At 47.4% G+C, this 18,528-nt stretch carries 18 protein-coding genes and 1 tRNA gene; 5 read left to right on the forward strand and 14 right to left on the reverse strand.

The window, feature by feature from the left end; all coding sequences use genetic code 11:
* Nucleotides 1-129 precede the first annotated feature (129 nt).
* A complete protein-coding gene (locus tag BMW65_RS17600; protein WP_090607378.1) occupies nucleotides 130-714 on the forward strand; it encodes an RNA polymerase sigma factor in 585 nt (194 codons plus the stop codon).
* On the opposite strand, the gene BMW65_RS17605 is transcribed toward BMW65_RS17600, so the two are convergent.
* A complete protein-coding gene (locus BMW65_RS17605) occupies nucleotides 711-1,448 on the reverse strand; it encodes a rhomboid family intramembrane serine protease (protein WP_090607379.1) in 738 nt (245 codons plus the stop codon). The genes BMW65_RS17600 and BMW65_RS17605 overlap by 4 nt on opposite strands.
* 114 nt (nucleotides 1,449-1,562) lie before the next feature.
* Between BMW65_RS17605 and BMW65_RS17610 the strand changes: the two genes are divergently transcribed.
* Complete coding sequence (locus BMW65_RS17610; RefSeq protein WP_090607381.1) at nucleotides 1,563-1,880, forward strand: HPF/RaiA family ribosome-associated protein; 318 nt, start codon at nucleotides 1,563-1,565, stop codon at nucleotides 1,878-1,880.
* 80 nt (nucleotides 1,881-1,960) lie between these two features.
* Here the strand turns inward: BMW65_RS17610 and BMW65_RS17615 are convergent, their stop codons facing one another.
* Nucleotides 1,961-2,611 carry a collagen-like protein gene (locus BMW65_RS17615; RefSeq protein ID WP_143053918.1) on the reverse strand — a complete coding sequence of 217 codons (651 nt, stop codon included), beginning with the start codon at nucleotides 2,609-2,611 and terminating at the stop codon, nucleotides 1,961-1,963.
* Nucleotides 2,612-2,878: 267 nt separating this feature from the next.
* Here BMW65_RS17615 and BMW65_RS17620 point away from each other — a divergent pair, with 267 nt between their 5' ends.
* Nucleotides 2,879-4,513, forward strand: coding sequence for an NADP-dependent glyceraldehyde-3-phosphate dehydrogenase (locus BMW65_RS17620; RefSeq protein WP_090607384.1), 1,635 nt, complete (start codon nucleotides 2,879-2,881; stop codon nucleotides 4,511-4,513).
* Here BMW65_RS17620 and BMW65_RS17625 read toward each other — a convergent pair.
* The 5 genes from BMW65_RS17625 to BMW65_RS17645 form a co-directional block, all read right to left on the reverse strand.
* Nucleotides 4,510-5,523, reverse strand: coding sequence for an SMP-30/gluconolactonase/LRE family protein (locus BMW65_RS17625; RefSeq protein ID WP_177181195.1), 1,014 nt, complete (start codon nucleotides 5,521-5,523; stop codon nucleotides 4,510-4,512). The two genes, BMW65_RS17620 and BMW65_RS17625, sit on opposite strands and share 4 nt — an antisense overlap.
* A gap of 93 nt (nucleotides 5,524-5,616) precedes the next feature.
* Nucleotides 5,617-5,690: transfer RNA gene (locus tag BMW65_RS17630), tRNA-Asp, on the reverse strand.
* Between the two features lie 66 nt (nucleotides 5,691-5,756).
* Nucleotides 5,757-6,830, reverse strand: coding sequence for a peptide chain release factor 1 (prfA, locus tag BMW65_RS17635; protein WP_090607713.1), 1,074 nt, complete (start codon nucleotides 6,828-6,830; stop codon nucleotides 5,757-5,759).
* A 152-nt stretch (nucleotides 6,831-6,982) separates the two neighbouring features.
* Nucleotides 6,983-7,312, reverse strand: a complete 330-nt coding sequence (locus BMW65_RS17640) for a DMT family transporter (protein WP_090607387.1) — start codon at nucleotides 7,310-7,312, stop codon at nucleotides 6,983-6,985.
* A 3-nt stretch (nucleotides 7,313-7,315) separates the two neighbouring features.
* Nucleotides 7,316-8,074, reverse strand: coding sequence for a UDP-2,3-diacylglucosamine diphosphatase (locus BMW65_RS17645; protein WP_090607715.1), 759 nt, complete (start codon nucleotides 8,072-8,074; stop codon nucleotides 7,316-7,318).
* 142 nt (nucleotides 8,075-8,216) lie between these two features.
* On the opposite strand from BMW65_RS17645, the gene BMW65_RS17650 reads away from it, so the two are divergent.
* Complete coding sequence (locus BMW65_RS17650; RefSeq protein ID WP_090607389.1) at nucleotides 8,217-10,358, forward strand: prolyl oligopeptidase family serine peptidase; 2,142 nt, start codon at nucleotides 8,217-8,219, stop codon at nucleotides 10,356-10,358.
* 7 nt (nucleotides 10,359-10,365) lie between these two features.
* Nucleotides 10,366-10,647 (forward strand): GNAT family N-acetyltransferase, encoded by a 282-nt coding sequence (locus tag BMW65_RS17655; RefSeq protein ID WP_090607717.1) that lies wholly within the window; start codon nucleotides 10,366-10,368, stop codon nucleotides 10,645-10,647.
* Here the strand turns inward: BMW65_RS17655 and BMW65_RS17660 are convergent.
* The 7 genes from BMW65_RS17660 to BMW65_RS17690 form a co-directional block, all read right to left on the reverse strand.
* Nucleotides 10,644-12,104 (reverse strand): M20/M25/M40 family metallo-hydrolase, encoded by a 1,461-nt coding sequence (locus tag BMW65_RS17660; protein ID WP_090607719.1) that lies wholly within the window; start codon nucleotides 12,102-12,104, stop codon nucleotides 10,644-10,646. The two genes, BMW65_RS17655 and BMW65_RS17660, sit on opposite strands and share 4 nt — an antisense overlap.
* A gap of 53 nt (nucleotides 12,105-12,157) precedes the next feature.
* Complete coding sequence (locus BMW65_RS17665) at nucleotides 12,158-13,210, reverse strand: TerC family protein (protein WP_090607390.1); 1,053 nt, start codon at nucleotides 13,208-13,210, stop codon at nucleotides 12,158-12,160.
* 6 nt (nucleotides 13,211-13,216) lie between these two features.
* Complete coding sequence (locus BMW65_RS17670) at nucleotides 13,217-14,188, reverse strand: polyprenyl synthetase family protein (protein ID WP_090607391.1); 972 nt, start codon at nucleotides 14,186-14,188, stop codon at nucleotides 13,217-13,219.
* 76 nt (nucleotides 14,189-14,264) lie between these two features.
* Nucleotides 14,265-14,828 (reverse strand): DUF3109 family protein, encoded by a 564-nt coding sequence (locus BMW65_RS17675; RefSeq protein WP_090607721.1) that lies wholly within the window; start codon nucleotides 14,826-14,828, stop codon nucleotides 14,265-14,267.
* 19 nt (nucleotides 14,829-14,847) lie between these two features.
* A complete protein-coding gene (locus tag BMW65_RS17680) occupies nucleotides 14,848-15,642 on the reverse strand; it encodes a DUF3108 domain-containing protein (protein ID WP_090607393.1) in 795 nt (264 codons plus the stop codon).
* A 41-nt stretch (nucleotides 15,643-15,683) separates the two neighbouring features.
* The gene (locus tag BMW65_RS17685) at nucleotides 15,684-16,199 is read right to left on the reverse strand and encodes a DUF2480 family protein (protein WP_177181196.1); all 516 of its coding nucleotides are present in this window, start codon (nucleotides 16,197-16,199) and stop codon (nucleotides 15,684-15,686) included.
* A 77-nt stretch (nucleotides 16,200-16,276) separates the two neighbouring features.
* Nucleotides 16,277-18,379, reverse strand: a complete 2,103-nt coding sequence (locus BMW65_RS17690; protein WP_245747675.1) for a peptidylprolyl isomerase — start codon at nucleotides 18,377-18,379, stop codon at nucleotides 16,277-16,279.
* Between the last annotated feature and the right edge of the window lie 149 nt (nucleotides 18,380-18,528).

The following is an 18,528-nucleotide window of genomic DNA, read 5'->3' on the forward strand; positions in this document are numbered from 1 at the left end:
AAAGTCCATCAAAAAAAATTAAAAAAAATAAAAAAATGTTCATTTATTTAATTCTTTACCTTTGTCGCGAAGTAATAAGGACTGATCAATAATTTCGTAGCCTAATTAAAAACTCGCGGTATTTCAATCATGGCCGATCGGAGTTTCAATGACATTGAATTATGGAGCCGTTTTAAGGCTGGAGATCCTTCCAGTTTTGCGTCGATCTATCGGCAGCATGTTCGCGCGTTATACAGTTTTGGAAAACAGCTGGTTGACGACGGAGACTTAGTGGCCGATGCGGTCCAGGAGTTGTTTATCTACATCTGGGAAAGAAGAGCCCATTTAGGTGATACGGATAATATTCGTCATTACCTTTTTAAAGCCCTGCGGCGGCGGCTGATCGATGCCATCTCAAAGCAGCAACGGACGGTGCAGGTTCATGAAACCACCGTTGATCGGCGTGCGGCCGAAGATTCCATTGAACAGACCCTGATTAAACACCAAGCCGATATCGAGCTGCGGGCCCTACTTCAGCAGGCGCTGCGTCAGCTAACCAAGCGGCAGCGCGAGGCGATATTCTTGCGTTTTTTTGGCAAGATGAGTTTCAGAGAGGTCGCGGATATTATGTCGTTGAGCCTCAAATCCACCTATAACCTTATCGCCAAAGCCCTTGATGAATTGCGAAAACATTTTCCGCTAATGCTGGCAGTCGCCGTTGCGATGCTGGGCTAACGGCGAGTCGGTAGCCTGAAACGATTGACCAACAGCAACCCGGCGATGAACCCGCCGATATGGGCTGCATAGGCAACGCCACCAGCCTGCTCGCCACCCAAAGCACCGAGCCCATTGCTTACTTGAAACAAAAACCACAGGCCAATAGCGACAATGGCAGGGACGGAAAAAACCAAAAAAAACATCCAAATGGTAATGCGTTTATGCGGGAAAAGCACCATATACCCAGCCAGAACGGCAGAAATAGCACCCGATGCACCTAAACATGGGGTCAATAGATTCTGCCCAAAAAACAGCGTGGCGAATACGTGGCTCAGGCCGCTCAATATGCCGCATAATAAATAGAAAATCAGGTACCGGAAATGGCCCAGCCGATCTTCTACGTTGTCTCCGCATATCCAAAGGTAAAGCATGTTTCCTGCTAAATGGCCTACCCCGCCATGCATAAACATGGCCGTAATAAGCGTCAGAAAGACTGGTATATCGGTACGCTGCAATCCGGGCATCTCAAACGATTTGCCCGAAATCGGATCGACCACAAGCTGGCTTTCTGTCACCAAATCTTTTCCAGTCAATATCTCCGCAGGGATGGTCGCATACGAAAAGGTGAATTGGATGTTGTAGCCGAGACCCTGGAAATACACAAAGACAAAAATGTTTAAACCGATCAGTAAATAATTGACAAACGGGAACGATCTCCGGTCGTGATTTTCATCTCCAATGGGTAGTAGCATAACAAAATTTCAAACAAGACGAAGATAGGGATTGTTTATCTTTTTTTGACCGTGCCGTGAAGAATAGCGGCGCCAAATAAGATTCTTATTCGTATAATCGCAAAAAAACAAGTTATGACGGTACAAGTTAATTCCGACAAGAACATTCAGGTAAGCGACAGCTTCATTAACAAGATTACAGAAAGCTTAAACGATTCGTTATCACGTTTTGCCGAATTCATTACCCGGCTGGAAGTCTTTCTCGCTGATGAAAACAGCGGCAAGCAGGGGAGTGACGACAAGCGCTGTACCATAGAGGTACGTATTAAAAGCTTAAATCCGGAGGCAGTGACCGCAACGGCAGACAACATTGACGTAGCGTTCAAACAAGCTTCTGACAAAGTGATACAACTCCTGCGGACACGCACGGATAAAATGAAAAGCCATTCGTAAGCCACTTTTTATGCTCCTTCCCGATGGAATGCACCTTGGTAGTGAATAATCGGGGAGGAGTTGAGCAGCAATGTGGTGGATTACAGTTCCAGACCAAAAAATGTGGCTACTTTGTCATAGTTTTCGAAAGGAATTTGCTGAAGCCTTGCGGCCTCCATGGCCTGCCCTTCAACGACGACAACCTTAAACTGAATGCCTGGTGCCGTAGGTGCCGTATTGGTTGAATAGTGCATTCGCAATGTCACACCGCCTGTTTTTACACCGTAGGAAAAATTTACCGTTCGCCCGCTTTCAAAGTAGGAAACGGGCAACGCACTCCAAGGCTCTCCCCAAAAGAAACCTCCATATACCATCACTATACCATTGTTTACGATTGCCGCAGTAATCTCGGGTATGTCAAGTGAAGCGGTGACATAGTTGGTGCCAAATAGCGTGGTATTTCTCCAGGTAATTTGGGAAGCGGTAAATGTGCGGGATTTGACATTGGCATTGCCCGGATCGCCTTTATCTCCTTTGGGTCCCTGAGGTCCCCTTGGGCCGGTTGCACCCTGTGCGCCAGTGGTGCCGCGCGGCCCGGTTTCGCCCCGTTCGCCCTTGTCACCTTTATCGCCTTTCTCTCCTTCTACGCCTTCCGGACCCTGTGGACCAATATCCCCTTTTTCACAGCCGCTACCCAACAGGGTGGCCATCGCAACCGCCGTGATAACTAATAATTGATTAATAAGACGCATAACTAACAGGTATATTTCTGTGACGAAAATAATAAGCGATTCCTTTCCCATGGTTTATAGTGAGTGAAGAACGAACCCGATTGAGCGAATCCGCGGGTTGAATGAGTAATTGTGTCTCAGCGGCAGCGGAGAGACCGATAAACCGCTTTTATATGCAACGCGATTGTATTGCATATAAAAGCGAATTTAGCTAAGTTTGGAATACGGAAAATACAATGAAGAAGCAGGCCGACAATACAGGGCTTCTTTTAATTAAATCATCAAATCATGGAACAACAACATGCCACGGCAGGCGCTTTGTCCGGAATATTTAAAACGGAGAGCAACATACCAACAGAATATAACGTCCCTGAAATCCATCAGCGGGAATATTTACTAAATGGAGCGTTGGTGCCGTGGAATGGTGCCGTCGCCAATATTTACTCTCCGGTATGTATACCTACTGAAAAGGGGCTCGAACGAAAACTGCTCGGCAGCATACCGGACACCACAGCAAAAGAAGCAATGGAAGCGCTGGATGCCGCTGTAGCGGCTTATGACAACGGACTTGGTGAATGGCCTACGATGTCCGTGGAAGGACGGCTTCATTGCATGCAGCGATTTGTATACCTGATGATCCAACAGCGCGAATTGGTCATTAGGCTGCTGATGTGGGAAATCGGTAAAACACTCCCCGACGCCACTAAGGAGTTTGACCGTACGGTTGATTACATCAACGATACGATTGATGCGCTGAAGGACTTGGATCGCGAGTCGTCCCGCTTTCAACAGGCTGAAGGTACAATTGCCCAGATAAGAAGGGCACCACTGGGTGTGGTATTGAGTATGGGGCCGTTCAACTATCCGTTGAACGAAATATTCACGACACTGATACCGGCGCTTATCATGGGCAATACCATACTGTTTAAATTACCGAAGCATGGTGTTCTGGCACATTATCCACTGCTTAATGCGTTTAAAGAAGCTTTTCCCAAAGGAACGGTGAATACGTTGTACGGCAAAGGATCAGAAATTGTTTCACCTATTATGGAGAGCGGCAAGGTCAACGTGCTGGCGTTTATCGGTTCGAGTAAAGTCGCCAATGGGCTCAAGAAATTACATCCCAAAGTCAACCGCTTGCGTGCGATATTGAGCCTGGATGCAAAAAATGCGGCAATAGTCACCAAACATGCAAACCTGGATGTGGCGGTAAACGAATGTATATTGGGAGCGCTGTCATTTAACGGGCAACGCTGCACCGCACTGAAATTGATATTTGTGCAGCATGAAGTAGCGGCTGAGTTTACCGCGAAATTAAATGCGGCTGTATCTGCGCTGAAACCGGGATTGCCGTGGGAAAAAGATGTGAAAGTAACCCCACTTCCCGAGCCTACCAAGCCGGCTTATCTCCGGGAGTGCATAGATGACGCTATTGCAAAGGGTGCACAGGTCATCAATGAAAACGGCGGGTATAGCGAAGCTTCGTTTGTATTTCCGGCTGTAGTATATCCCGTCAATGAGCAGATGAGGCTATATCATGAAGAACAGTTTGGACCCGTGATTCCAGTGGTGCCATTCGATGGCATTGAAGAGCCCATCAATTACCAGGTAAATGCTTCGCATGGCATGCAAGTGAGCATATTCAGTGAAGATCCGATGGAAGTAGCCAAACTCATCGATGCTTTTGTAAACCTTGTCAGCCGTGTAAATATCAACTGCCAAGCGCAGCGTGGTCCTGACGTTTTTCCGTTTACGGGAAGAAAAGATAGCGCGGAAGGCACACTTTCGGTATTTGACGCTTTGCGGTCATTCTCTATACGCTCGTTGGTAGCGACCAAGGTGACGGAATCGAATAAACACCTGTTCAATACCATCGTCAGGGATCACGATTCCAACTTCCTGAGCACGGACTATATCTTTTAGGTTTTTAGTTTGATCCGCAGCACGTAGGTATCATTGGTCACATAAATTGTTTTTTCATCGGTAGATAGGGCCACATTGGATGCCGCTTCTTCTAATCGTATTTTTCCCAGCACTTTCCCATCGGGGTTGAATATCCAGATACCACCGGGGCCGCTGGCAAATACGGTTCCGTTTTTAGCGATCTTCAATCCATCGGGTAGGCCATTTAATCCGTTGCGTTCGTTGGTGGCACTGTAAAATAAGGTGGGAGTTGCTCGTGTATCACCGGCATCAAGTATGTACCAGTTGGCCGCGTTGGGGTCAGAACAGGCAACCAATAATTTTTCTTCACCGGGGAAGAATGCAATCCCGTTCGGCCGTGTAATGCTGTCGGCCAGCAATACGATGTCACCATTCGGCTTTACCTTATAAACCCCATTAAAAGCAATTTCTTTTGCAGGATCATCGTCATTTTGCGCAGGCAGTCCATAAGGTGGATCCGTAAAAAACAGTTCGCCGGACCGATTATACACGGCATCATTTGGGCTGCTGAAGCGCTTGCCGCCATACCTATCGGTCAAGGTAATAAACGCAGCTGCCGGTTTGTCCAAAGGGGCTTCCATCTTGGCCATCCGCCTGTCGCCATGCTGGCACAGCACAAGATTGCCGCCATTGTCCAGCAGCAACCCATTGCTGCCCGGTTCCTTGCTTTGGCTGGGCGCTGCTCCCGTATAGCCACTTGGTTGTAGATAGACTTCCGTGCCGTTTTCTGCTGTCCACTTATAAACCGTATTTGCAGGCACGTCTGAAAACAACAGCATTTGTTTGCTTTCTACCCATAGAGGTCCTTCACTCCAATCAAAGCCTTCCGCAATGATTTCGGCTTTTGCGTTGGTGTCAATAATGGCGTCCAATGCCGGGTCAAGGCGCTCGATATGGCCCGTAGTTTTATACTTCATTTGTCCGGATTGTTGCGTATTGTTGCAGGCTATCGCCACGGTTAGAACGCCTAAAATAAGTATTGGTTTCATAATTTTTATTTTATGCTTCGCTGGGTATCCCCCTCTCGGGTTAACAAAAACAAAAAAAGGCATCCATCTTGGATACCCTTTTTTGTTTTTCAGCGGTCCGGACGGGACTCGAACCCGCGACCCCATGCGTGACAGGCATGTATTCTAACCAGCTGAACTACCGAACCTGCTTCCCTTTCGGGACTGCAAATATAGCGTGTTTTCTCTATTTGCAAACATTTTTTTCAAAATATTTAAAGTGTCGCTCCCTCCTTCATTTTCTCGGCATTTTCAGCAAATTGGAGTGCATCGATAATCTCTTGGATATCACCGTCCATGATGGCAGGGAGGTTATACATCGTGAGTCCGATGCGGTGTTCGGTCATCCGGCCTTGTGGGAAATTATAGGTTCGGATTTTGGCAGATCGGTCGCCCGTGGAGACCATGGTCTTCCGCTTGGCCGCAATATCACCATGTTTTTTCTGCACTTCAAGCTCATAGAGCTTTGAGCGAAGCATCTCCATGGCCAATTCACGGTTGGCCAATTGCGAACGCTCAACTTGGCAGACCACAACAATACCGGTAGGCTTATGGGTGAGCTGCACTTTGGTCTCCACCTTATTCACATTCTGTCCACCGGCACCGCCCGATCGGGAAGTCTGCATCTCCACATCTGCAGGATTGATTTCTACATCCACTTCCTCCGCTTCGGGAAGCACGGCCACTGATGCGGCTGATGTATGCACGCGACCCTGGGTTTCGGTATCCGGTACACGCTGTACACGGTGTACGCCGGATTCATATTTCAATTGGCCATATACGTCTTCGCCGGTAACTTTGAGGATAACCTCCTTATAGCCGCCTGCCGTTCCCTCGGTCACGTCCATGACCTCGGCCCGCCATCCTTTCGTTTCAAAATAGCGGGTGTACATCCGGTAGAGGTCGCCAGCAAATAGGGCCGCTTCATCCCCCCCGGTACCGCCACGGATTTCGAGGATGGCATTTTTAGCATCTTCGGGATCCTTCGGGATAAGCATCAAACGGATTTCTTCTTCCTTTACTTCCTTTTGTTCCAAGAGTATGTCCAGCTCTTCTTTGGCCATTTCACGCAACTCCTGGTCTTTTTCATTGGCAAGGATATCCTTGTTGGTTTCGATGTTGCTAACGATATTTTTGTAGATATGGTATTGCTCCACGATTCGTCCCAAATCCTTGTATTCTTTATTGAGCTGGGCAAATCGTTTCATATCATTGATGGCGTCCGGACTGCTCAATTCACGCTCCACCTCTTCCCAACGATCTTTTATGGCTTTTAACTTTTCTAACATATGTACGGTGTTTAGCATTTACATCTCTTGTCTCCGCGCTTTGCGTCATGTAGGCAATGCGATAGGACAGGAAAACGAAATCACAAAAATGTGTACAAAAGTACGTTTTTTTACCGATTTTTTTGGGCGGGGAAAATGTGGTGGCTTCAGGCTTAATGCGGGGACACCACTTTAAGCCCGATGATGGAGCCGATAAGGGTAACCATGAAGATCAAGCGCCAAAGCGTGGCCGGTTCTTTGAAGAAAATAATTCCTACCAACACGGTACCCACCGCCCCGATGCCGGTCCACACAGCATAGGCCGTGCCAAGAGGCAATGTTTGCGTGGCCTTGATCAGCAGCGACATACTCATCGTAAGGCAGAAGACAAAACTGCCATACCACCAAACAGATTCCATGCCGGCGGTGGTTTTTGCTTTGCCGAGACTTGCTGTAAAGCCTACTTCGAAGAGGCCTGCGATGATAAGGATTATCCAGTTCATGAATTATGACAATGAGGTTAACCATTTTCTTAATCCCAGGTTTTGGCCATCAAATACCGCATAGGTATTATGGTTTATCCATTCGCCAAGGTTGATGTACCTGCTGCCGTTGGGCAAGTCAATTTCCAGAGGAAGATGGCGGTGTCCAAAGACGAAATAATCGTAATGTTGGTTTTCAAGGATGGACTTCGCATACACCACGAGCCACTCGTTGTCTTCTCCGTTGAATACCTCGTGCTCCCCCGACGCAAGGCGGCTATGGGCGGACCACCGTTGTGCAATGCCTATTCCCAAGTTGGGGTGCAACCGGGCAAACAGCCATTGGCATGCGCGACTTCTGAATATTTTCTTCAGCAATTTATATTTTTTGTCGCCAGGCCCCAATCCATCGCCATGATGCAAGTAAAATGTTTTTCCTTTACGCTCGATAATTAATTCGTTGTCTACGATGTCAGCGCCGATTTCATGCTTTAAATAGCCAAACATCCACATATCGTGGTTGCCTTTAAAGAGCGTGATTTTCACACCTAAGTCGGCTAATTCTGCCAACTTGCCAAGAAAGCGGATATACCCCTTGGGTACCACGGTAGCATACTCGAACCAGAAATCAAAGATATCACCCATCAGGTAGAGCTCACTTGCGTCGGCTTTGATAACCTCCAGCCAGTGGACTATCCTGGCCTCCCGCTCACGCGTTGCCGAACGGGGATAAGCACCCAGGTGAAAATCAGAAGCAAAATATATCTTGTCGCGGATTGCCATGTGCAGCCAAACATAGCTAAAAATGGGGGCATACGCAAAAAGATTGACCAAGATGGGGGCGCTCAAAAAAGTGTTCGTGAATGTTGCGCATTTTAGCTAAGTTTGCGATAGCAGAATAAATGATAGATTTAACCCATTCCGTATGAACAAAAATATCCACATCCTTGTGCTGGCCACACTGGTAACAGCCTGCCAAGACCAAAAGGCCATCAACCCTGCTCCATCTATTACCTTGTTGCCCTACCCGGAGACCAAAAAAGGTGACGTGGTAGACAATCATTTTGGGTTACAAGTACCCGATCCATACCGTTGGCTTGAAAATGATACCGCAGCCGATACTAAAGCCTGGGTGGAAGCGGAAAACGAAGTTACAAACAATTACTTCGGACAGATTCCCTTCCGCGATGCTATTTATAAGCGGTTGGAGAAATTATGGAATTACGAGAAGTTTTCCGCTCCATTCAAAGAGGGGGACTATACGTACTTTTATAAAAACGACGGCCTGCAAAACCAAAGTGTCTTGTACCGCCAAAAAGGAGAAGAAGGGGAGGCGGAGGTCTTTCTTGACCCCAACAAATTTTCAACAGATGGCACCACTTCCCTGGCTGGCATTGCGTTTAGTAAGGACGGAAGTCTGGTGGCTTATCAGCTGTCCGAAGGCGGGTCCGATTGGACGAAAGTTGTGACTGTCCGCGCGGAAGATAAGACGGTGATAGGAGACACGCTGGTGGATGTAAAGTTCAGCGGCCTCGCTTGGCGGGGTAATGAAGGGCTCTACTACAGCAGCTATGACAAACCTAAAGAAGGAAGCGCGCTTTCGGGCATTACCGATCAGCACAAACTTTATTTCCACCAATTGAATACACCCCAAAGCACCGATACGCTGGTATTTGGCGGGCCAAAAACTCCACGACGTTATATCGGAGGATACCTTACCGAAGATGAGCGTTTTCTCATTATTTCTGCGGCCAATACCACCAGTGGTGGTGAATTATATATCCAGGATCTGACCAAACCCGGAAGTGCGATCGTGACTGTGGTAGGCGATTTCGAGAAAAACCACGCCATTATTGACAACGATGGTGATAAGCTGTTTATCTACACCAACCTCAATGCGCCAAACGGCAAGATCGTGACCGTGGATGCCAGCAATCCCAGCCCTGAAAATTGGGTGGATTTGATTGCGGAAACTGAAAATGTTCTTAATCCGGGAACCGGTGGGGGTAAGTTATTTGCCCATTACCTCAAAGATGCCACGTCACTGGTGCAGCAGTATGACAGGGCTGGTAAGCTGGAGCGTACCATTGAGTTGCCAGATGTCGGATCGGCGAGCGGATTTGGTGCCAAGACAGCAGACAAGGAACTGTATTATTCCTTTACTTCGTATGTGTATCCACCTACGATTTTTAAGTATGACATTACATCAGGCAAATCGGAATTGTATAAGGCTTCAGGGGTGGATTTTGATCCGACAAAGTACGAATCCAAGCAAGTGTTTTATACATCAAAAGACGGCACCAAGGTACCCCTGATCATCACCCATAAAAAGGGAGTGGAATTGAATGGCAACAACCCGACGCTATTATATGGCTATGGCGGGTTCAACGTCAGTCTTACGCCTTCATTCAGCACGTCAAACATTATCCTGCTCGAACAGGGAGGTATATATGCCGTGGCTAACTTGAGGGGCGGCGGGGAATATGGTGACAAATGGCACCTGGCAGGTACCAAGCTCCAAAAGCAAAATGTATTTGATGATTTTATTGCAGCGGCTGAATATTTGATCAGCGAAAAATACACGTCATCGGAGAAATTGGGCATTGCTGGCGGTTCCAATGGCGGATTGCTTGTTGGAGCGGCCATGACGCAGCGTCCGGAGTTATTCAAGGTGGCTTTCCCTGCTGTGGGTGTAATGGATATGCTGAGGTACCATAAGTTTACGGCCGGTGCAGGCTGGGCATATGACTACGGTACGGCTGATGATAACGAAGAGATGTTTAAGTACTTATATACATATTCGCCCTATCAGGCACTGAAGGAAGGTACGGCATATCCGGCCACGTTGGTCACCACGGCGGATCACGATGACCGTGTGGTGCCCGCCCACTCTTTTAAATTTGCCGCGCGCTTACAGGAATATCATACCGGCTCGAATCCGGTGCTGATACGCATCGAAACCAAAGCAGGCCACGGAGCAGGCAAACCCACAGCGATGATTATTTCCGAGCAGACTGATAAATGGGCATTTTTATTCCAAAATACGGGAACTTCTTATATTGAGTAGCAACATCATGGAAATCCAACGGGACGATAATGGCAAAAAGGGGCAATTCAGCGCAATAATCGATGGTGAAGAAGCCGGTGTAATGACGTATACATGGGCTGGCAATGATAAATTTATCATTGACCATACGGAGGTAAACCCTGATTTTTCCGGTAAAGGGGTAGGCAAACAACTGGTAATGGCGGGCGTAGCGTTTGCACGGGATAATAACCTTCACATCATGCCCCTATGTACGTATGCCAAAAGTGTATTTGACAGGGTACCCGCTATAAGGGACGTGTTGTTCTAATCCCACCGCCAGTCACCGCCCAAGCGCAAGGATTCCTCCAGGTTATTGTCAAGCATTAACTGTTTTATGTCCGTATCTGACATCCGCTTGACAGGGATTGCATCGGCATTCGCTAATCCGTAAATCAACATGCTGGAAAAACGGACAGTATTCCTCATTTGCTGTTCGTTTATCAGCGCGAAGATGTCACAATCGGCATGATAACAATTGAGCGCTTCACGGCTGAGGGCACCGCCAGCCCCTCCTGTGGGAATACCCTGTAACATAAACGGCTGGTGGTCACTGTATAACCCTGCGCTTGCAGCAAAAGTGCCCTTAAATGTAGTGTCCACCATTGATGCACTACGGCCGATTTCTTCAAATAGTGTCCGGCTTCCTTCGAGGGTAGCATGGTAGCTCTTGGGATCATTGGTCATATCGAAGTTGAGCATAAAACGGATTTGATCGAGTGAGCCAGCACTTACAGCGTGCTGTACATAAGCCTTGGAGCCAAGTAATCCCTGCTCTTCACCCATGAACAGCACAAACTCAATGGTACGCTTTGGTTTAATGCCCAGCGCTTTGAATGTACGGGCCATGTCAATTACCGAGAAGGCTCCCAAGCCGTTGTCTACGGCACCGGGTGAAAGATCCCAACTATCCAGGTGACCACCTACTACGATTTTTTCATTCGGATATTCGCTGCCGGTAATCCGCGCGACGACATTACGGGCCTGCATCTTGCCGGCTTTATTTTTCATCTCAATGGCGGCTTCCTGCTTGCCTTCGGCAATACGGCTTTTGAGCATATTGCCGTCTTCAAGACCCACACATAACGCGGGGATCGTGAGCAGATCGCCTGTAATAGACGCCGTGCCGGTAAGCAGCGTGCCACCCGCTACGCTATTGAATAGAATGATACCTTTGGCTCCATATTTTATCGCCAACGCGGCTTTGGCAGAGCGATGTAGGTTTTTGGCGCCCTCGGGAGAGCCTGGAAGCAGGTTCAATGCTGCAAGTACAATTTTTCCTTTGGCCTTGTCAGGATTAGCCGTGTAGTCGCTTTCGAGGCCATTACCCATATCCACCAATTCACCTGCGGCGCTGGCTGATGCGGGGGTACTGGCTAATGCTACGGCTTTTACGGGCTGCATATTTCCGGACGATCCGATACGTAGGTCGAGACTTTCGCGTGCCCAGCCATTAACGGTGAATGGCTGAAAAGCAACATCTTCAAATCCATAAGCTTTCAGCAAATCAAAAGCATACTGCTCAGCTTTGGAGCCATTGGGCGAGCCGGTAAGGCGGTGGCCAATTTGCTGGATGGATTCACCGAGGCGTGTATAAGCTTCCGAGTGGCTGAGTACTTCTGCATTGATTTGCCTAAATACAGTTTCTAAGTCGAACTGTTGCTGTGCAGCTAAACGTTGGCAGCAAAGCAAGTAAGAGAAAAGCAGTAGGAAGCCGTATTTTTTCATGGTATAACCGTTAAGCATACTGTTGGTTAGATTTTGGTTACGAATTTACTGTTTTAAGCGGTTATTTTTCCTTTTTTTGGAAAAATAAGTGACGCAATCACACTAATAGCCAATATCGAGACGATCACGATCAACGAATGGGATGTGGTGAAACCCCACTCGTCCAACCAGTGGTGCAACAACATCTTAGCCCCGATAAATACCAAAAGAAAGGAAAGTCCCGTTTTGAGGTAATGGAATTTATGGATGATATTGACCAGCAGGAAAAACATGGAACGCAGACCCAAGATGGCAAAAATATTGGAGAAAAAGACAATGTACGGATCTTTGGTGACGGCAAAAATTGCCGGGATGGAATCTACAGCAAATATCAGGTCGGTAAATTCAATGACCAATAACACCAGGAAAAGCGGCGTGATGTATTTCTTGCCTGCTTCTTTGTGAAAGAACTTGCCGCCTACAAATGTAGAATAGACGGAAAAATACTTGGAAGCAAATTTGACGACCTTATGGTTCTGCGGGTCAATCTCATCCTCTTCGCTGCGATGCAAAAACATGTTTACCCCGGTATACACCAAGAAAAAACCAAATAAATAAAGTATCCACCCAAACTGGCTGATCAATGCTGCTCCCAGAAAGATGAATAGGAAACGCAGCACGATAGCACCAATGATACCCCAAACCAATACCTTATGGTAATACTGTGCAGGCACACCAAATGAGGTGAAAATCAAGACCATCACAAAGATATTGTCTACGGATAAAGCGTATTCTACTACGTATCCAGTGATATATTCGAGGGCGAGGTTCTTGTTGTACAATTCCAGGCCGGCAACAAAGTCGCCCGGTATGAGGCGAATATTATGCAGGTGGCGCTTCGTGATTTCAGCTAATCGATCGAAGTCTTGGATATCATGCAACTCGTGTCCCCAAATGCGCAGTACGACATAAAAACCGAGCGCAAAGCTTACCCATACCGCACTCATGATCGCAGCCTGCTTTAAGCTTACCGGCTTGTTGCTTTTGCTAAAAAGGCCCAGATCGATGGCCAGCATTAGTATGATGAAAAGTAAAAAGCCACCAAAGAATAGTAGTTCGTTGCTCATGTTATGTTATTTGTTTCGTTCTGTTGTATACCTCACGAGTTGTTCCAGTCCATCACGATATGCACTTGGGGGGAAACCGGAGAGGATATCAAATGCTTCCTGTTGATAAGCGAACATCTGCGAAGTGGCGTATTCCATGCCACCATTTGTCTTGACAAAGGCAATCACTTCACTCACTTTTTGATGATCTTCATTATGATTTTTCACTAAATTGATGATATAGCGCTTTTCCGATTTGCCTACTTGCTTTAAAGCGTAAATCAATGGCAGGGTAATCTTTTTCTCTTTAATGTCGTTGCCTAACGGTTTTCCTACATCATCGATGCCAAAATCAAACAGATCGTCTTTGATTTGGAAAGCAATACCCACTTTTTCGCCGAAAAGGTGCATTTGGTTGATCGTTGCCGCATCGGCCCCACCAGATGCAGCACCACAGGCACAACACGAGGCAATCAGCGAGGCTGTTTTTTGCCGGATGACTTCAAAATACACCGGCTCTTCGATATCCATGCGCCTGGCCTTTTCAATTTGGAGCAATTCACCCTCGCTCATTTGTTCGACGGCATGGGTGACTACCTCAAGTAAGTTAAAATCACTGTTGCGGATGGAAAGCGACAATCCCTTAGCAAGCAAAAAATCGCCCACTAATACGGCAATCTTATTTTTCCATAATGCATTCACCGAAAAAAAGCCCCGGCGTACATTAGCATTGTCCACCACATCGTCATGCACCAATGTAGCAGTATGCAAGAGTTCGACCAAGGCAGCTCCCCGATGTGTAGCATCGTTGATGGTACCACAGAGCCCTGCTGAAAAAAATACAAACATGGGTCGCATTTGTTTGCCCTTACGCTTGACGATGTAGTGCGTAATGCGATCGAGCAATGGAACCGAACTGCGCATCGATTCCTTGAATTTATCTTCGAAAATTGCCAGTTCCCGGGCAATGGGTTTTTGTATTTCGCTTAGTTTGAGCATGAAAAATGGTCGGCAGCCACGGATAAAACCTGTTTGAATAAATCGGCGCAAGATACTAAGATATTTTCAGAATAACCTATAGCAGCGCTACCGATTCTTCTAACTCATTGTACCATTCCTGCCCGTATTTGCGGATGAGGGGCTCTTTTAAGAAGGCATATACGGGTACCTGAAGTTCGCGGCCAAGCGCACAGGCTGCATGGCAAATGTGCCAACGGTCATAATGCAGCACGTCAAACTCGGGGTACACCGTCGTACGGATGGGATATAGGTGACAGGAGATGGGTTTTTTCCAGTTTATTTCGCCTTTTTCATAGGCCTTTTCAATGGCGCATTTGGTGATGCCGTTTTCCCAAGTTACATAGGCACATTCCTTATGACCATCCACACAAGGGGTCGTGAGATCGCCGTCAGCGTCAACTACATGTGTGCCGAACTCCTCAACGGCGGCGATTCCCTTTTCCGTCATATAGGGCTTCACCGTTGGATAGATGGCTGCAAGCACAGCCAATTCGTCTTGTTGCAATGGAGCACCGGCATCACCCTCCACGCAGCAGGCTCCTCGGCATTTGCTGAGGTTGCACACAAATTCCTCTTTAATCAATTCCTCGCTTACCAATACAGCGCCTACTTCAATCATCATGGTCGATTAACTTCTATTATTTGGATATGCCGTTCACCTTTTGCCCCAGTGGATACTTCAGCCCAGTGGCTTCATTCAATTCCAACGTGACCGAGCCTATCAATATTTCCACTTGGGCTTTTACCGGAATGCGGTTCCCATCATTCGTCACCCATAGGTAGAGGCGGCTATCTTTCCTGAATATTCTACCTGGCGTGATCTCAGGACTGAATTTCAAGCATTCGAGCGTGCCTAAGGGGGTCTTGATGTTTTCAATACCAACGTACTCAATGCCTAATGTGGCAATTTCGTCATTCAGGAAATACGTCATCGTAAAAGACTGCCCGGGCTTGACGTTAGCCAGGTCAAGGTTGCGCGAAAAGTAGTAGGCAGACAGTAAATCGAATGTCTGGGCAGACTTGCTTTTAAACGTACCTTTATTGCCTTGCACCGTGCGGTTTCGGTGGTCAAAGCGGACGATATCCGTACGACGGTAATTGCCTTCCCGGATGTTTTCCGTGTAATAGTGGGGCAAAAATGTCCGGGAATCGATATACGAATCGTAACGGTTGTCTACCGTGTAAAAGATGCTGAACGCGTTGGACGTGCGCCCCCTTGCCGATAAGTGAAAACTGTGGGGACTGCTAAACTTGATTTCTGAGTCTTCAACAGTCAATGTACCTACAGCGGCGGATATTACTCCATAGCGTAGCCGATAGCGCAATTCCTCACCTGCTTGAAAAGCGGATTCCTTGAGGTAAGGGAGGGATTGCCCATTGGCCAACAGCGCCGCGCCAAAACAGAAGCAAATAAAGGCGAGCGTTTTCTTCATGCGCTATTCCGTGCAAATAAAATGCCGTTTTTGACTATATGCTATGCCTTGCGCTTGAATACAGGTACCGTGGAACAAGGCTCACCGTACATGATGCTTTTGGCAACCTTGCTTAATAAGACGGTAAATTTGACAAAGGCAGATTCGGGAATCGGGATGTCGCCGCATCCTTTGACCACCACCCGCTGATCCCGATATGCTTCCACGTCCAGATCTTCCAATGCCCTTTCATACAACACATTTTCCAATGTTGTCAAATCACCAAAAACAACGTCCTTGGCATAAGGTTCCAAGCGATTGGCCAACAGCATATACGCCCAGGTGGGTACGATGGCATCCGCTGTGCAGGTGATGGCGACGTATTTTCCGGTATATTGTGTCCAGTCGTGTGCCTTCACAAACTCCCTAAAATCCTTTTCCCGTAGGATGAGGCCCTGGAATAGGTTGTCTTTGATATCGTAAAGTACCCGATCGCCCTGTGGAGCAAAATGGGCAAGGTCTACGGTGACCAAGCCACTTTGTGCAACTTTATTGACGATAGTTTCCTGTATTTCCATAACCATAAAAAAATCCGGATAACGTCTGCCGTTATCCGGATACAAAGTTACGAAAAATAACGTTTGGTGCGGATGTGTTAAAAGAACCTCGCGCGGTTATCCACAATGTCTGCTTTGTCCTGCAATGCGCGGAAAGCCATGGACCAGGTGCGTTGTGCCAGCGATTGCGTGATCTGGCGTTTTTGGGCGCTTAGGTCTGTTGGTGCTGCTGGATTGACAAAACCGGTGACCTCTACGATGTATACCCCTTGCGAGCCGCGTATGGGTTTTGAGGGTTGTTTGGGCTGTAATCCAAAGACAGTACCCACAACCGCATTTTCCTGGGCTACTCCCGGTATTACCGGATTTGCGAACACAATATTTTCTGCCAAAGTAGGTGTTTTACCTAATTTCTGGCCAACCTGAGCAAGGCCGGTAGCTCCGTTGGCAGCTTCAGTGGCCTGTGCAATCAGCTGTTTGGCTTTTACCCGATTGCGCACAATGCTTTCAATATCACCCTTTACCGCTTCCAGGGGCAATTGGCCTTTTTTATGGACATCTGTAAGCTTGGCGACGATGTATTTCGTCTCGGATTCGTATACTTTATCGCTGATATCCCCTTTATCGGCTTCAAATGCCCAGCGTACAAGTTCGCGTGGCACTTCAGTGCCCGACAACATCGTTTCCATTGCAGTGACATTATCGGCTTGCAAAACAGATAGGCCCTGCTGTGTGGCAGTCTCTTGGAAATTGGCTGAATTAATTGCACCAAAGAATTGGGTAGCTTTACCGTAGGCGGCATCCATGGTTTCCTGGCCGCTGTTTACCTGCTTGTCCACGATGGCTGCTTTCACTACACGGGAAGACCCAATTTGATTTTCAATCTTGATGATATGGATGCCAAATTGGGAGGTGGCCACGACCACATCACCGTTGCGGGCATCAAAAGCGGCATTTTCAAAGGCGGGAACCATTTGGCCACGGCCGAAGGTGCCCAGTTCGCCACCGTTGATTTTGCTGCCTTCATCGACGCTGAATTGCACGGCCAATGCAGCAAAACTTTCTCCTTTTTCAATGAGCCCCTTAATGGAATCGGCTTTCGCTGTAGCCTTATCCATACCACCTTCCGTTGCCGGATTGAGCAGGATATGGCTGGCTTTTACCGAGTCGGGGCCGACCTTCGTTTCAATGACCTTCGCGATTTCAAATCCCCCATTAGAACGTACCGGACCCACAACCGTGCCTATAGGGGCATTGAATACCAACGTGTCTAAAGCAGGTGGAAATTCACCCTGCTTGCGGAAGATATAAGGATATTTGGTGTCAGCGTTTACAGCGGCAAATAAAGAATCTGTGGTAGATTCGGCCAATTGCGCCTTCAAATCTTCAATAGAGGCCTTCACCCGCGCTGTATCCTGTGCCGTAGGGCTTGCGTCAAATACGACGAACTCCATGTTACGGGTTTCTTCAGGATTCTTAAACACTCCTTTATTCTCGTTGTAATATTCTTTGTAATCCTGATCAGTAACCTTGACTGCGCTATCGGCTACAGTGCTGTAATCCAAGAGCACGTACTCAAAGTTGGCCAGCTTGTTGCGCTGGTTGTATTCCTCCGTGGCCTCTAATGAAGTAACGTAAATGCTATTGTTGATGAGGTTGGTATATTTGGCGCTTAGGCGCTCATCAATGATATTTTGCAACAAGGCTTCCCATTGGCCGTGCGCCTCATGGCCTTGGGGCAGCGTACCCACCTGTGAAATGAAGCTGGTGAGTTGGGTACGGTCAAATTGTCCGGTCTGCGGATTTCGGAAGGCTTGCTGGATTTGCATGGCAGGGCTATCACCTTGGACAAGGTCATTCAGCTCGGTGCGCCCTACGGACAGGCCAATTCGTTCTACCTCATTTTTTAATAACTCACGGTTGAGGTATTGGCCCCATACTTGTTGCACCGCCCATGACTTCATTTGGGGGCTCAATGTGCCTCCACCCATTTGCTGGCGAAACATTTCCGAGGTCTGGTCCACCTGTGCGTTGAAGTCATTGATATCGATAGATTCGCCATTGATGCTGCCAACTTGGTTTTGATGGCGTGCCCAGAATGGTGTTCCATAGTTAATCACGTCTCCCAACAAAAACGCAAAAATCGCGAAACCGATAAAAACAACGATAATCACTCCCGCACGGTTACGCAAATAATTCATAAATCCCATAGCCTGTATAAAACTGTTTCTTTTAAGCTGTTATTTTATTATGTCAAATCCTTGTTTTCAGATGGTTGCCTCCACCTTTTTTCAAAATGAGGCGCAAGATACGACTTTTATCAAAAAAAGAATAAAAACTTCGATAAATC

Origin of the sequence: Parapedobacter koreensis (assembly GCF_900109365.1) — a bacterium.
In the GTDB taxonomy this organism is placed as follows: domain Bacteria; phylum Bacteroidota; class Bacteroidia; order Sphingobacteriales; family Sphingobacteriaceae; genus Parapedobacter; species Parapedobacter koreensis.